Here is a 15,276-nt window from a genome sequence, read left to right on the forward strand (position 1 = left end):
TTTTTCTATAAAAAGGTTTTTAGGAAAACCGGTACCCCCCTTTGGGTACACGGATCTCAAAACAGAGCATTGCCGGATCGCCGGTCTCTTTGATCCCTATCCCGGTTATATCAAGAATTTCCCGGATAAAGAAAAGGTTTGGGCCGGTGGTTTTTGCAGGAGCCCAGACAAACAGGGATTCCTTCTGGACCGCCGGGATACCGGTTCCCGTTTTCTCCAGGGAAATGACAAGACCTCCTTCGTTTTCCTGAAAAGAGATCCTCACCGGTTCTGCAATCCCGCCGGAGGCGTAGAGATATTCCATCAGGTGGGTAAGCCCCTTTTCAAGAAGAGGATCCGCAAGGATTTCCAGCCGGTCCATTCCCGTTGTACGAGTAAGGAGGATCGGGGGAATATGGGAGATGGCATAGAGCAGCACTTCGTTAAAGTTCTGCCATCGCGGTGCATGCAGCCCCAGTTTCTGGTAATTCTCTGCAAGTTCGATATGGTTCTGGATCTCCCCGGTTGTATCCCGGAGCTTGTCCAGGATTGCAGTCTCCTCAGGATGTTTTGCGATCTGCCGGAGCACATCAAGATATGCCCGGACAATAAAGATCTGGCTCTTGACATCGGTACGGGCCAGGGAGTTTATGAGGTTAAGTTTTTTCTGGGTAGCTACAAGCTCCCGCTCGTACCGGATCCGCTCGCTGATGTCGCGGGCTACAATGACCCCGTATATCTGCCGGTCAAACGTCACAAAACGTATCAGGATCTCCGCCGGGATCACCTTATCCTGTGAGGTAAAAAGATCGGTCTCGATCTTTTCCTGGGCACGGGTGGCAGCTGCCTGGGCAAACACCTTCCGGAACTGCTCTCGTTTTGTCAAAGCAACAAGGGAAAAGATATCCATGTCCTGCAGCTGTGCAATGGTGTAGCCCAGCTGGACAGTACAGGCATGATTGGCATCCACGCACCGGTTCCCGGGGGTCTGTACTACAAGGATCATCTCATTGGTTTCATCGATTAGGGCCCGGAACCGTTCAAGGTCTGCAAGCCGCTGCTGGAGGAGGGGATAGTAACTTTTGTGAAGCGAGGTCTCCCCCATCCCGATGATCCGCTCCCGCAGGGCGGTACGATCCCGCCCGGGATCAGAGTGCGGATTCATAGAGCACCCGGATCTCTTCAAGGGCAGGGTCCCGGGGATTGGTGGCCATACACGCATCTTTTATTGCATTGTCGGCAAGCAGCAGGATCGTGGATTTTGTTACGCCGAGGTCGGCCAGCGTCTCCGTGATCCCCAGTGCTGCGCGCAACCGGCGGATCTCCCCGGTGATCGCCGGGAGGCGCTTTTCTTCCGGCTGGGAACGAACCGCAATTCCCATAGCCTCACCGATATCCAGGTACCGTTCCCGCGCCGATGAGTAGTTATAGGCAATGACCGTGTCGAGCAGCAGTGCATTACATTTTCCATGGGGCAGGTCAAGGTACCCGCCCAGGCTGTGCGCCATCGCGTGCACCGCCCCGAGGCTTGCGTTGGAGAAGGCAAGGCCGGCATACATACTCGCAAGCATGGTCTCTTCGCGGAGAGAGAGATCGCAGGGGGAGGCTACGGCATTTTCAAGACTCCGGCAGATCCTCCGGATCGCCTCAAGCGCGTAAAGATCGGTCAGCGGCGAGCTCGCGTTAGAGACATAGGCTTCGATGGCATGGACAAGAACATCAAGGCCGGTGTATGCCGTAAGATCCGGGGGAAGGGTGAGCAGGGGTTCAGGATCGATAAGGGCGGCATCGGGAACAAGTGCCTTGGAGATAATGGCGATCTTGACCCTGCGTACAGAATCAGAAATAATGGCAAACTGCGAGACATCCGCACTTGAACCTGCGGTTGTAGGAATACAGATCAGCGGGGGAGGAGGCACGGTAATCAGATCAACGCCTTCGAACTCGGTGATCGGCCGGTTTTCTGAAGAGACAATGCCAATCCCCTTTGCACAATCGATAACCGATCCTCCTCCTACCGCAATAAGTGCAGAGCACCTTCCTTGCGAAAAAAACTCAGCGCCCCCCATCACATTTTCGACCGTCGGGTTTGGCTTGATATCCGAGTAGATCTCGTATCCTATCCCTTCCCGCTGGAGATCGGCACCGACCTCATCGACTACCCCGGTTTTCCGGACGCCGGGATCCGTGACCAGCAGCACGCTTTTTGCACCAAAGTTCCGGATATACCTGCCGGCAAGATGCCGTGCGCCACTCCCAAAAAGCAGTTCGGGAGCAACAAATTTCCGTAATTCAAGGCGGGTCATAGACATGCACACAAGAGGGCCGGGCAGATTGCTCCAGTGGCAGGCCTCCCCTTACCACAAGAGTACTTTTTCCGGACTACAACAACATGATAGCAGCCCCGGTATAAAATATTCATCCAGAGATCGTGCCACAGATACCGGTATTTACCTGATTGACGGTAGAACCAGGTGAAGACAGGGCATTCAGGTAAACGGGCAAAAACCGGAGAGAGCAACATGAGAGATAGCACTTTTTTTTTATTTTGTAGTAGTCAGTGCTACGAAATCGGCAGTTTTTTATAACCTAAAGCGATTATTCTATTCCGGTGAAAAAATGCATATACCTGATGGATACCTGGGTCCAACGACCTTTATCACCATGTACCTGATTATGATCCCAATCTGGCTATACGCCGGATACTGGGTTCAGAAAAATCTCCGGTCCCGGCAGGTGCCGTACCTTGCGCTGGCAGCTGCATTCTCTTTTGTTATCATGATGTTCAATGTACCGGTTCCCGGTGGCAGTTCGGGGCACGCGGTCGGCAGCGCTCTCGTGGCGATCATCCTTGGCCCCTGGGCAGCAGTCGTAACAACATCCGTCGCGCTCCTCATCCAGTGTCTTGTTTTCGGGGATGGAGGGATTACGGCATTTGGGGCAAACTGTTTCAACATGGGCACGGTCATCCCGTTCGTGGGGTACTTCCTCTACAAACTGATTGCCGGGAAGTCCGCTATTGCCTCAACCCGGAGGATCATTGCCGCGGCGCTTGGCGGGTACTTCGGACTGGGTATCGCTGCAGGTGTTGCAGGGTTCGAGATGGGCCTTCAGCCAATTCTCGAACATACGGCATCGGGTACCCCCCTCTACATGCCGTACGGGCTCAACGTTACCGTACCTGCGATGCTGATCGATCATTTCGGTTTCTTCTGCTGGGTAGAATTGATTGTAACCGGCCTGGCATTTGCATACATTGCAAGAAACAGTCCGGATGTCATCTTCAATTATAAAGAAATTGAAAAGAATTCGAAACCGGAGGCCCGACCGGTGGCAACACCGGCGTAATAATGGTGGTGAATGGTATGAGTATTATGGATTCATTCAACAAAATGGACAAAACGTTCAGGACACTGATAATCTGCCTGATCGTCCTCATGCTCCTTGTGCCCATCGGACTTATCGCAAGCGGGACTGCCTTTGGGGAATGGGGTCCCGACGAACTCCAGCAGGCGGTAGGATATGTGCCGGCCGGGCTTCAGCAGATGACCGGTCTCTGGAGCGCTCCATTGGACGGCTATGATTTACCCGGGGACCACGAAACCATTCCAACCCAGACACCGGGATATTATGTCTCAGCGATCGTTGGTGTTATCGGTGCCGGCCTGATTGCATATGGGGTGGGAAAAGTCATCATCAAGAGGAATGACTGAATCTCGTAAAAATTACCTTTTTTTATAGCTGGCATACCTGAGTAAAACCGGGAACTGAATGCGGCTTTACCAATGAGAAGGGAGTCTTCCTGCAGCAGAAGTGATCAGATCAAATATCCAAAATCACCGCCAAAGGTAAGGTTGCCATGTCAAAGAAAAAGCCGCCAGCAGATTCACCTGTCCAAAAGATTCAGGCCCGGATCCAATCTATTGCCGCGTGGATGCACAAGAACCAAAACTGGGTGTACATTGCCATTATCGGATTCTGCCTGTCTGTCACTATCCTGTACAAACTTGGTCAGATCTATGGATGGTGGGTTTGATGCGCTGCCTTTAGCTGGAGATCCTTTTTTGCATCGATTGCCACAGAGCAGCATATCTCCGGCATTATTGATCTCCGAAAAAATATTTTTGAGTAATGACCTTCGCACTGCCGGCAGATCCGGGGAAACGTGGGTAAACCCAAAGAGAGAGGTTCACATCTGTTGTGTGCAAACCGGACATAGTGACCTCCCTTGCAGAAGCCAAAAAAAGCCCGTAAAACCGTCCGATTCCCCTGCCCGGAATTCTGTGCCCATTTGTCGATTTATTCGCCAAAATAAGCCCAAATTAAGCCCCATAAAATGCTCATAATCGGCCTTTAATGGCCTTTTTTCAGCCTTTTTTTCCGGGAATGAACAAATGCCCGTTTGAGGTGAGATCGGGGCAGGAAAGGGCCTTTATGAGAACCATTAAAATTGTCCGATTGCCCAAATAAGGCATATTTGGGCTTGGATTTAAACGGAGCCCGATACGGGGTTATTTTTTTCTGAAAATGAGTGATCGGAGGCCAGAATGGGGCCGGATTACCTATGCATGATCATCCTGCAGACAGGACGGGAGAGGAGATCAGCCGACCCCCCATTGAGAGGGCCATCACCTATACACACAGACGCGGAATACAAAGGACTATTTCATGCGCAATTTTTCTTTGAGCGCGGGATCTCTTTTTCCTATCCGGGTTTCATAAAAAAAAATCTCGTGTTACATTTTCGTATCCGGTCTCCGCCAAGCCGGGCATCTTAAAAAAAGAAAGAATCGAAAATCTCAAAAACAAACAGATTTTTCCGGGTTCTCCGGACTTTTTACGGCACAACGGTTCTCTTAAAGTCAATCGGACAAAGACCGTTATGAAGATCAGGAAGCATCACTATGCACATGGTCGTGCTCTTTTGAGTGGGCATGCAGGTGCTCGTGAAGAAGTTTGCCGTGCCGGTGCATGTGCCGGTGGATGAGATTTGCCGACATCAGCAGCTCAAGATTGTCCATCACACTTGCACAGTCACAATCAACATGTATCGTATGGTCTTCCCCGACCACAATGGCACGGGTGCTGATCTGTTCGACAATGTCAAGGTCATGCGTTGCCGTAATAATCGTTTTCCCGGCCTTTGCAAGATCCTGGATGATCTCAATCAGCCAGGCCTGGCTGCGCGGGTCAAGACCACCGGAGGGCTCATCAAGGAGCAGGACATCGGGATTTGTAGACAGGATCGATGCGATACAAACCTTCTTTTTTTCACCGCCGCTTAGCATATGGGGCGCCCGGTCCCGGAGGTTCTCGATCCCAAGCATCGCGATAACCTCGTCTGTTCTTTTTTGTACTTCATCCGGAGGGAGGTCAAGCTGGAGCGGCCCAAAGGCAATTTCATCAAAGACCGTTGATGAGAAGAGCTGGATATCCGGGTTCTGGAATAAAAAACCCACCTTTTTCCGGAAGAACCGGGCATATTCATTATCTTCGAGAGTGTCAAATACCTCTTCTTTTACCGGGGTTCCAAACGCAGAAAATTCACCTGAAGTCGGGTATGTCAGCGCATTCAGGATCGAAAGGAGCGTAGATTTACCGCTTCCGTTGGCTCCAAGGATGGCGGTCTGCTCCCCGGCCTTAAAAGACAGAGTCACATTCCTGAGCGCTTCGAACCTTCTCAGGTAGGTGTAGGATACATCGCGCAGGTCGAATATCGTCTCCATGGTATGCCTCGTGTCTATTCGTTAAATTCGTACCAGGTTCTGGGACACCAGTATCAGGAAGATGCTGAGCGCAAACATACTCACGCACGCTACGTAATCACGATTATGGATCGAATACCGGTGCATGATCTTGATATCCCCGGTAAATCCCCGCGATATCATGGCCTGGTGTACCTTCTCGCTCATGCTGAGGGATTTTACAAGGGTATAGCCGATACGGTTTCCCACCCATTTCTGTTCCTCGATCAACGGTAGCGGTTTGATGGATCTGCTCTTCTTTGCCGTGTAAAAACCCCTGATGGTATCGGCAAAAAGGAAAATATACCGGTAGCACATGTCCATCGTAAGCACATACACTTTAGGTACTTTAAGCGAGCGAAGGGATTTGAAGATGAGATCCCGGGGAGTCGTGAGGAACAGGAGTACCGCCGCAGACACACAGGTTGCCACCCGCAGCACGAAGGCCAGTGCAAGCATTACTCCCTGGACCGTAATGGTGATAACCGGCGGGAGCGCAAACGGGCCAACATGTGCATTCTGGCCCAGGGTTGCAACGGTTACCAGCGTATCACCGGGGGTAAAAACATTGAAAAGAATCGGGATCATGATGATGCCGGCAAAGATCGGGATAAATACCCAGACACGCTTAAGGAAAAAACCTATTTCGACTTTACTCAGGTATGCCCCGATGAGTGTCAGCAGGTATACGATTGCAAGTAGCCGTATGTCATGGGTCATAGCCACGGCAAAGATAAGGGCAATCATCGACACCAGTTTCACCCGGGGATCAAGGCTCTGCAGCAGGCCCTTGCGCCGGGCGATGTTGTCATTTACCAGGCACTCTTCAAAGAACGTGAAGATGTCAGAGATCGCCTTCTGGACAAAACCCTTTTTCTTGCCGACACTTACCGTGCAGCAGGAACAGGGGCCTGCTTCGATCTTCTGCATCCACTCGGGTATCATGGAACGGACAATCCTGATCATGTGCAACGGATGATTCCCGGGAGGGAAGTCCGGGCAGATGAACACACAATGTTGTTACGATTATTTCGTATAGTGATACCTGGTAGTTAAAAAGCATTAGTATTTGCGATTGAGTCTGATCAATCTGTTCTTCGGTAGCGAAAAAAGTGCAATAATTTGGAATCTGGTAAAATAACCCGACTTCCCGACTATCTTGTCCTGGTAAGCACAGGTTTCCCGGACGATAAAACGAGACAAAAACAAACCGGCATCTGGAAAAGTCATGAATACAGTCCAATTAACCAGTGTCGGAAATAATCCTGTAAAAATGTGGAATCATCGTAAGATACTTATAGAGATCGCCACCACTTCCCTGTGGTGAAAGCTATGAAGATCAGTGCACGCAACATCCTGAAAGGCACAGTAAAAGCGATCACGGCTGGCAGCGTTAACTCCGAAGTCGTCATCGAGCTTCCCGGAGGACAGGAGATCACCTCCATCATCACGAAGAAGTCTGTTGCAGCTCTCGGCCTTGCCCCGGGCAAGCAGGCTTATGCGGTAATCAAATCCAGCGAAGTCATGATCGCGGTAGACTAATTCTCCTCTTTTATAGAACTGTGTTTGAGGTCCCGGTCATTTCCGGGTCATTCCGGGAAAAAGTGACAGGTAAATCCTCCATCTCCGGGTGAGTTTAGGTATTTTAATTAATATAACTGTAAAGTTAAAAGAAAAATATTATAACACCTGAGGATCAATAGAGATAGTGTCCCTTGGAGGAAGCACAAAAACCCAAGGACACATGCACACAGACACAGGAACAATACAGGGAATATCAGAGCCTCGCTCGAAACGGCAGACTGGTAAAAAAAGTCCCCGGCACCGGAGTCACCGCACACAATTATCATGATCATCTCATGAGCACCATCCTCCATTGCGGCCGGTGCCAGCCATCTGCGTTTGGGAACTGTCATTTTTGCCGTTAATCTGATCCTGTTACGTAAAACATCCCGCTCGTACCAGTCAGTGAGTGCACTCTTCTGCAGCACAGAACGTTTTCGATTTGTTGAAAACATGCCCGGCATCTGCGCAACATGCAAAAACCGGTCTGATTCCTGGAAAACCGTATCCCTAAAAAAACCTGAGATAATGCAATTTTAATCATCCGACACAAGACGCAAATATAAAAAAATGTTTTTGAGTGAACCGCTATCTTATGCTGCGTGCGGCTGGCTGGCCGGGGTTGCAGGTTCCGCAGCGGCAGGAACTTCAGCAGCGAGGTACTGTTTTGCATTCTTCTTCTTGGTGAGCCAGACCAGTCTCTCATCCACGAATCCAAATGAATCCATGAAAAGCACCCGGATATCTCCCGGAAGCGCGGTGACATCTGCCCCCTTTGGGACAAGCAGGCACTTTCCGGTCAGTCTCTTTCCTTTCATCGTACCAACCAGATGCTCAAGCGGGAAGAGGGTGGGTTCGTGCTCGTACGAAACCGCAAGGGGAATGATCTGTTTTTTCCCCCGGATCTCACGGGACAGGACAAAGGTCATGGCGCCGGGAACAGGAGAGGACTCCTGCCGGCATTCCCAGCCATCGCTCTCCCGGAAACAGGACCGGATCTCTTTTGTGGCAAACGTCTGCATGATATCGGTTGCGACACCCATAGTGATCTTTTTCCCATTGTTCCTGTAAGATTATAAGTTTTTTTAAAGTGATTTATTTTGCATTTAAGTAAACTAAAAATAGCATACGATTTTTGAATTTAGATGAGGAAGATTAACAAATGTTGATGCGGATGAATGAAAACCAGGGTTGAAACAGGCGATTTTACTATCGAATCTTACGAAGTATTACCCGGAGCTCTTTATTTAAAAAAGTTAAAAAAGAAGCAGCTATGATATACACCTACCTGATTGTATGACACTCGAAAACGATCTCTCCCGCATCGGGATCTCCCTTCCCAAGAACCTGCTTGACCGGTTTGACGAAATTATCAATGCCCGGGGATACTCCTCCCGGTCTGAGGGTATTCGCGACGCGATCCGTACCTACATCACTTATTACAAGTGGATGGCGGATGTCAAAGGCGAGCGTGAAGGAGTGATCACGATGGTCTACGATCATGACCAGCGCGGTCTTCTTACCACAATTACGGATATCCAGCACGAATTCCACGAGATTATCAAGGCATCCCTTCATTCGCATGTGACCCATAACCGGTGCCTGGAAGTAATTCTTGTCCATGGCGATGGAGGACAGCTCAAGGCGCTTGCCGAACGACTGATGTCCCAGAAAGGTGTTGAGTCCGTGAAACTGACAACTATTCAGATTGAAGAATAAGATTCCGGGATTCTTCCCCGCTTTTTTCGTGCAGTTTCTCTTAAGAGGCAGCTCATTTTCGGACTGCGTGCAGGATTCCCATTACGCCAAGTGCTGAGTGAACCGGAGTCCGGTCAAGGGAAAACGTGTACTTTTCACCAAGGTATTCGAGCAGCAGGGGATCCGGAGGGGGGCCAATGGGAGGAACATGGAGTTCCATTTCTATTCGCCGGATCCCATCCAGATCACAAGGCCGGATCAGCCACTCTGCCCCTTCTGCATCACATTTAAGAAAATCACATCCGCCTGCCCGGTCAACAAGCGTCCCAAGCGTGAATGTCGGCGAGACTACACTACAGTCATCCCAGGTGATCTCAGTCGGGGAGCCGGTGCCAAGCGCCCCTTTAATCACGGTGATGTCAGCATGGTTGAGCTCAATATTATCGGAAAGAAGATCCGCAGTTACCGGTTCGACCGCGGTCACGTGCTGCGAGAAACAAGCGGCCCGGATGCAGAACGCACCCACATTAGCCCCGATATCAAGGACATGATCCTCCTCTCGGATGTCTTGAAAATGGTATTCAGGCACTTCGAAGATTTGCCGGTACGGTGCACTACATACACGAAACTGACATCCCCCATGGTGTTCAATACCAGATGAGAATCCCGGAAAGACCGGCCGGTCCATTCTCAACCCCCCTCACAGATACTGTATATTCATAGTGAAAAAATACGATTGCCGGGCAAATGCAGGATCAGAATTCCCTGAATACCTCATATAGCACGGAGAAATCCTGCTCATCGATACCTTTCGAACGTGCAAGGGCAAAGACCTCCTTTACGGTGCTCCCGACAAAGAGAGGTTTTTTGAGCGTGCGGCATAGGTCCTGGAGATAATGGAGATCCTTATAGATCAGCGCAGAGGAAAAGTGTGGAGAGAATTCCCTGTTTTTGAGTTTATCCTTCTTTGCCGCAAGCACCATTGAGTTACCGGCGCCAGAGAGCAGGATATCGATCACTTCTCCGCGGTCAATACCCGCCGCTTCCCCCAGCGCGACTGCCTCGGCACACGTTGCCATAAATGAGCCAAGAACCAGGTTGTTGATCAGTTTCATCTTTGTTGCAAGAGCCGGTTCTCCAAGATAGTACAGCGTTGATCCTATCCGTGAAAGCAGCGGTTTTACCACTTCATATGTTCCCTCATCCCCGCTGACAAGAACGGTTAGTTTGCCCTGCGAGGCAGGCACCACGCTCCCGAGCACCGGGCATTCGAGATAAGTGGCACCATGATCGCGGGCACCGGCATAAAAGTCACTCACGCGGCCAAAGTGGTTGGTTGTTGTATCGATGATAATCTTCCCGGTACAGGGTCCGGAAAGGAGGCCTTCAGGGCCGGAGAGGACAGATTCGACCGCATCGCTGTCAAAGAGATTGATAAGAACAACATCCACCCGCCCGACAAGGTCCCGGGGTGATGCAGCAACAGGTACACCGAGATCGGAGGCTTTTTTAGGGGTCCGGTTCCATACGGCAACCGGTACACCCTGATCTATGAGGCGACGTGCAATAGTATGGCCCAGGTGACCAAGACCAATACATCCGACAGTTTGTTCCGGTTTCATGAAGAATTCCCGGGTAATGCTTGATCGAATGTGTTCATTAAATTATCAGCCTGAAGAAAAGATGCACAGCCCCTCGTAGTCTCGCTAGGCACACCGTTGGGGTATCCCTGCAAAAACAAATCCCAAAATAAAGATCTTTTTTAAGAAAAGAAAAAAATTAATCAGCCCGAAGGGCGTCTATCGGGTCCATATTCGAAGCCGCCCACGCGGGATACATACCGGATGCCACGCAGACAACCACACCGATGATCATCCCGTACGGGATGAAGATCAGGCTGTCCGGGGTAAAGAAGTACTGGGTGGAGCCGATCATGGCACTCACGACCGAGTAGCCGATGATAAAGCTCATGATTCCGCCCACCACCGCACCAATGATACCGAGGATTAATGCCTCGTACAGGAACATCCTGCGGACTTCACCTTTCTCCGTTCCGATCGAAAGAAGAATCCCGATCTCCTGGACCCGTTCCTTGACCGACATCATCATGACGTTAAAGATACTTACCGCAGCGACCACAAGCGAAATACCGCCGATCGCCATGATAAACGTGGTAATCGTACCAAGTGTACTTGAAATGGTCGACAACCGGGAACTGGCATCGGAGACCCTGACCACATCGCTGTTCCGGTTGACCTTTGCGTTGATCGCCGCTTCGGTCTGGTTGATGGTATCAACATCAGCTACTATCACGTTGACCTGGTCGTACTGGTCCAGGCCTCCGAAGTGATCTGTGTACCAGGTATCGTCTACCACAATCCCATTGTCCACGTTTACGCCATCGGCCGCAATGCCCCGGGCCTGGAGAATCCCGGCAACCCTGACCACCGGCCGTGAAACGGTGGCACAATTCTCACCGATCTTGATCGTGCTTCCAACCACAAGGTTAAAATTGCTGGCAATGGTTGCGCCCACAAGGACATCACTGCCCCGGATATTTGATCCCTGTGCGATGGTAAGGAATTTTGGGACATCACTGGGGTCGAGCCCATAGATCGATCCGCGACCATTCTGGTCACCAACGCTAAACTGCGTACTCGTATGATGGATCGGCACTACATCATTCTGTCCTGCGGAGCCTTTGATATCATTGAGGGTGCTTTCATCAATTGTACTTGAAACCGGGGCAGCCCCGAGACCACTGCTTACTTTCACGACATCAGAAGTGAGCATGACCGTATTGACATCTGCCGAGAGCTGGTCTTTTACCGAGAGCTGCATGTTGGTTCCGAGCATCCCCATGGATGAGATGGCAACTACCCCGATCACGATCCCAATAGAAGCAAGAAGGGAACGCAGGAAGTTGAGCCGGACACTCCGGACCGAAAGATCAAAGAAGATATCCTTCATGAGTCCACGACCCTGCCGTCAGCGAGCCGGATCGTCCGCTGGGCGTAATCCGCGATCTTCTGGTCGTGCGTCACGATGATCACCGTCTTTCCTTTCCGGTGGAGATCGCAGAGGATCTCCATAATCTGAAGGCCTGTCTTGCTGTCAAGGTTCCCGGTCGGCTCATCGCAGAGAAGGATCTTGGGATCATTAACCAGTGCCCGCGCTATGGCCACACGCTGCTGCTGACCACCTGACAGCTGGTTGGGACGGTGGGCGCTTTTTTCCTCATCAATGCCAACAGCCTTGAGGTATCCGGCAGCCCGGCCGGTGGTGTCCCGCTTTTTGTACTTGAGGATAAGCGGATATTCTACGTTCTCGTACGCGGAAAGGAGAGGGATCAGGTAAAATTTCTGGAAGATATACCCGATGATATCCCGGCGCATGTGCGTCCGTTCGAGGCTGGACATCTTTGCCACGTTTTCGCCGGCAATAAAAAGTTCCCCGGTGGTCGGGACATCGAGGATCCCCAGCTGGTTCATCATCGTTGATTTGCCCGACCCTGACGGTCCCATGATCGCCACGAATTCGTTCTCGGCAATATCGAGAGTTACATGATCGAGCGCGGTAAAGTCACCACTCTCCAGATGGTATATTTTTGAGACATCATTGAGTCGGATAAGTGGCATATCGCTCATGGCGAATCACCGCTCACTGCTTCCTGAATTTGCCAAGGATCCATTTCCTCTTGACGTAGAGCGCAATTGCCGCGATGATTACGATCGCACCGATAATGACCGGGTAGAAAGATGAGAGGCCACCGCCACGGCCGCCACCAATCCCAAACAGGCCGCCGCCACGTGCGGCTCCGCCATACCCGCTTGCAGATGATGAAACACCAGTACTCGATCCTCCGGAGTAACTTCCACTCCGGGTACCGGATTCTGCAGCACTGGCAAGTGAACGGAGATCGAACGTCTGGGTGGAGGAGAGGGTGTTACCATTTGCGTCCTTCCACTGAGTCGTAATCGGGATTGCAGAGAGATCGGATGCAGTAAAGGTGAGGGTGAAGCTGGAGAAATCATTGGACGTCAGCGAACCCACGGCGTAACTTGAATAGGGTTCGACCGGTTGGGCCGGGGCTCCAGCCGTGACAACAACGCCGTTTGCATCGGTGATACCGGTATTGGTGACATCCCCGGTCAGCTGATACGCGCCATTGCTGACGGTAAGAGCAAGATCATTGATTACAGTCGTTGCAGCAGTCTTGCTCGGCCCGATATTGAGAGGCAGGACTACGGTGTCCGTATGGGGGTTCTGGATTGTCTGCCCGTTGCTGTACTGGATCGTGAATGTCACGTTGGACCCTGCCTGATAAGGAGTAATGGCAAAGGGGATATTTACCGATGAATCCCCGGGGATGGACACGATGAACGACTGGAGTGGGGAGATTCCAAAACCGGTACCTGAAGGTGTTACCTCAACATTGTCGATAGCACCGTTACGCGGGTTGGTTATCGTGAGATTGACCGTATCCGTATTATCAAGGGCAAAATTATCCGGCCGAAGAGTGATGGTTTCCTGAACAGGAGTCGAGTCAACCTGAACCTTGATGGGATAAATGATGCTGGCGGAATCCCGTGAAGCCACACTGAAATCAGGGTAGTATATTCCCTCAGACCCTTTTGCAACGACATTGAATGTGTAGGTCATCGTATTACCGGGCCCAAGATAGGTCATGACCTGGTAGGGATTGTGGAGCTCGTCAGGGATATAGACATTCTGGGAATTGAGGATATCTGCATGTTCAAATGCAACTTCCTGAGTACCGCTGTTTGTCAGCTGAACGGTGATCGTTCCCTGATCGCCAGGATAAAATACCTGCGGATCTACCGTGACCGAACTGACGTACACCTGCGACAACGCCTGTTCGGCTGAAACAGTAGTCGACGCACTGACAGAACTCGTACTGGACGTTGTACTCCCTGTAGAGGTTGTTGAACTGGTGGAGCCGGCACTGGCGGCGGCAACCATCAAAAACACCAGCAGGATTCCAATGCAAGCAGCATGAAACTTCATAATGACACCATGTTTTCGTTACTCCGGCCCCTGTATAATCGATTATGGAACAGTCAAGCTTAGACCATACGGTCATTTAAGTCTGTCCACGGATCAGCCCAGGAAACCAAATGTAATGTATATTTTACTTATTGTTCATTATTGGATACTTAAACCTATAAATGCATTTCTCATTCGGCAACCCGGGAATAAATCACTACGACGAACAGAATAAAGGATTGTTCCCTACACCAGAGAGGACGATACGATCGCGCAGTTCCCCAAAAATACATCCGGTATGGTCAGGCAGTCAGTACCGGGGGAAAATTCAGATGATTACGGGCAGTCGCTCTCCATGAACCCGGACAAATCCGATAAACAAAAAGTACAGACCCTGTCGTTTCGGGGAAGAGGCCTTTTTGCGGTACATCAAGGCAACGGAGCACCCGGAAAATGGGGTGCCACACATGAGTCCCGGAAAAAAAGAGATATTGTGGACCAATCTTAACTTCCGTTTATATTTTCATCATAGAAAAAGATCTCTTCGATATTTACCTTGAAATACCGCGAGATCCTGAAGGCAAGATCAAGGGAGGGTACATATTTCCCTTTTTCTATAGCAAGGATGGTCTGCCTTGTTACGCCGATTGCACCTGCAAGATCCTCCTGGGTAAGATCGTGCATGGCCCGGTATACCTTGATCTTATTCTTCATCGGACTCCCAGTCCCCGAACTTTCGTGCGTAGTAGATCCTGAACCCGACATACAGGAAGATCATCAGGCAGAGCAATGCCAGCTGGAAGTAGCCAATCAGTTTCAGCGGCAATACTTCCGGAGGAACTACCGCGGTTCCGCGATTCAGCCAGAATGCACGGGAAAAACGGGGCATGTCAAGCAGGTTCATCACGGCGAGGATTGAAAACGCACAGAAGCAGACCCAGAAAACCTGAAGTGTCCGTGTGGCAGCCTTTTCGGTGATCCGTGCACTCCGTTCGTCCTCAATAAAATCCTCGACCTTCCGGTAGGCAAGGTAAAGAAGAACGATGCCTGCCACAAAAGCGATCGTAAAAAACAGCGGGGTAAAATTTTCTACTGAATACCAGAAGATCGCCAGCAGCACAACTGCGACGAGACCGGTCATCAGGTAGAAGATGTTTTTTTTCATAGTACTCCTATTCTATGCATTTTACACGATGCAAGATATAAATATCTGCTTTGTCCCCGGAAAAGTGCAGATCCGGACACCATTTTTTGATCGGACAAAAGTTAAAAAGATTCTTATCGG

At 50.6% G+C, this 15,276-nt stretch carries 17 protein-coding genes; 5 read left to right on the forward strand and 12 right to left on the reverse strand.

Features of this window, described 5'->3' with window-relative positions; translation table 11 throughout:
• Positions 1-19 precede the first annotated feature (19 nt).
• Both MBOO_RS08530 and ercA read right to left on the reverse strand, forming a co-directional pair.
• Positions 20-1,144, reverse strand: a complete 1,125-nt coding sequence (locus MBOO_RS08530; protein ID WP_012107198.1) for a PAS domain S-box protein — start codon at positions 1,142-1,144, stop codon at positions 20-22.
• Positions 1,128-2,285, reverse strand: coding sequence for an alcohol dehydrogenase-like regulatory protein ErcA (ercA, locus tag MBOO_RS08535; RefSeq protein ID WP_232385594.1), 1,158 nt, complete (start codon positions 2,283-2,285; stop codon positions 1,128-1,130). Before ercA ends, MBOO_RS08530 begins: the two co-directional genes overlap by 17 nt.
• Before the next feature lie 313 nt (positions 2,286-2,598).
• On the opposite strand from ercA, the gene cbiM reads away from it, so the two are divergent.
• The 3 genes from cbiM (at position 2,599) to MBOO_RS13960 (ending at position 4,015) form a co-directional block, all read left to right on the forward strand.
• Complete coding sequence (cbiM, locus tag MBOO_RS08540; RefSeq protein WP_012107200.1) at positions 2,599-3,327, forward strand: cobalt transporter CbiM; 729 nt, start codon at positions 2,599-2,601, stop codon at positions 3,325-3,327.
• A 17-nt stretch (positions 3,328-3,344) separates the two neighbouring features.
• The gene (locus MBOO_RS08545) at positions 3,345-3,692 is read left to right on the forward strand and encodes a PDGLE domain-containing protein (RefSeq protein WP_012107201.1); all 348 of its coding nucleotides are present in this window, start codon (positions 3,345-3,347) and stop codon (positions 3,690-3,692) included.
• Between the two features lie 146 nt (positions 3,693-3,838).
• Positions 3,839-4,015: a hypothetical protein gene (locus tag MBOO_RS13960; RefSeq protein WP_157677647.1), complete on the forward strand. Its 177-nt coding sequence runs from the start codon at positions 3,839-3,841 to the stop codon at positions 4,013-4,015.
• Positions 4,016-4,868: 853 nt separating this feature from the next.
• On the opposite strand, the gene MBOO_RS08550 is transcribed toward MBOO_RS13960, so the two are convergent.
• Positions 4,869-5,705 carry an energy-coupling factor ABC transporter ATP-binding protein gene (locus tag MBOO_RS08550; protein WP_012107202.1) on the reverse strand — a complete coding sequence of 279 codons (837 nt, stop codon included), beginning with the start codon at positions 5,703-5,705 and terminating at the stop codon, positions 4,869-4,871.
• A gap of 21 nt (positions 5,706-5,726) precedes the next feature.
• Positions 5,727-6,668 carry a cobalt ECF transporter T component CbiQ gene (cbiQ, locus tag MBOO_RS08555; RefSeq protein WP_012107203.1) on the reverse strand — a complete coding sequence of 314 codons (942 nt, stop codon included), beginning with the start codon at positions 6,666-6,668 and terminating at the stop codon, positions 5,727-5,729.
• A gap of 387 nt (positions 6,669-7,055) precedes the next feature.
• Between cbiQ and MBOO_RS08560 the strand changes: the two genes are divergently transcribed.
• A complete protein-coding gene (locus MBOO_RS08560) occupies positions 7,056-7,265 on the forward strand; it encodes a TOBE domain-containing protein (protein WP_012107204.1) in 210 nt (69 codons plus the stop codon).
• Positions 7,266-7,879: 614 nt separating this feature from the next.
• Here the strand turns inward: MBOO_RS08560 and MBOO_RS08570 are convergent.
• Entirely contained in the window at positions 7,880-8,329 is a 450-nt protein-coding gene (locus MBOO_RS08570) for a hypothetical protein (protein ID WP_012107205.1), read from the reverse strand.
• 253 nt (positions 8,330-8,582) lie between these two features.
• Here MBOO_RS08570 and nikR point away from each other — a divergent pair, with 253 nt between their 5' ends.
• Positions 8,583-9,005, forward strand: a complete 423-nt coding sequence (nikR, locus tag MBOO_RS08575) for a nickel-responsive transcriptional regulator NikR (protein WP_012107206.1) — start codon at positions 8,583-8,585, stop codon at positions 9,003-9,005.
• Between the two features lie 52 nt (positions 9,006-9,057).
• Here the strand turns inward: nikR and MBOO_RS08580 are convergent, their stop codons facing one another.
• From MBOO_RS08580 to MBOO_RS08610, 7 genes are all read right to left on the reverse strand, one after another.
• Complete coding sequence (locus tag MBOO_RS08580; protein ID WP_157677648.1) at positions 9,058-9,573, reverse strand: class I SAM-dependent methyltransferase; 516 nt, start codon at positions 9,571-9,573, stop codon at positions 9,058-9,060.
• Positions 9,574-9,739: 166 nt separating this feature from the next.
• Positions 9,740-10,606: an NAD(P)-dependent oxidoreductase gene (locus tag MBOO_RS08585; RefSeq protein ID WP_012107208.1), complete on the reverse strand. Its 867-nt coding sequence runs from the start codon at positions 10,604-10,606 to the stop codon at positions 9,740-9,742.
• 157 nt (positions 10,607-10,763) lie between these two features.
• A complete protein-coding gene (locus MBOO_RS08590; RefSeq protein WP_012107209.1) occupies positions 10,764-11,954 on the reverse strand; it encodes an ABC transporter permease in 1,191 nt (396 codons plus the stop codon).
• Positions 11,951-12,631 (reverse strand): ABC transporter ATP-binding protein, encoded by a 681-nt coding sequence (locus tag MBOO_RS08595; protein ID WP_012107210.1) that lies wholly within the window; start codon positions 12,629-12,631, stop codon positions 11,951-11,953. Before MBOO_RS08595 ends, MBOO_RS08590 begins: the two co-directional genes overlap by 4 nt.
• Before the next feature lie 13 nt (positions 12,632-12,644).
• Positions 12,645-14,012 carry a COG1361 family protein gene (locus tag MBOO_RS08600; protein ID WP_012107211.1) on the reverse strand — a complete coding sequence of 456 codons (1,368 nt, stop codon included), beginning with the start codon at positions 14,010-14,012 and terminating at the stop codon, positions 12,645-12,647.
• Positions 14,013-14,495: 483 nt separating this feature from the next.
• Complete coding sequence (locus tag MBOO_RS08605; RefSeq protein ID WP_012107212.1) at positions 14,496-14,705, reverse strand: helix-turn-helix transcriptional regulator; 210 nt, start codon at positions 14,703-14,705, stop codon at positions 14,496-14,498.
• Positions 14,695-15,156, reverse strand: coding sequence for a DUF2178 domain-containing protein (locus MBOO_RS08610; protein ID WP_012107213.1), 462 nt, complete (start codon positions 15,154-15,156; stop codon positions 14,695-14,697). The genes MBOO_RS08605 and MBOO_RS08610 overlap by 11 nt, the downstream gene beginning before the upstream one ends.
• Positions 15,157-15,276: the final 120 nt, after the last annotated feature.

This window comes from Methanoregula boonei 6A8, assembly GCF_000017625.1.
Taxonomy (GTDB): domain Archaea; phylum Halobacteriota; class Methanomicrobia; order Methanomicrobiales; family Methanospirillaceae; genus Methanoregula; species Methanoregula boonei.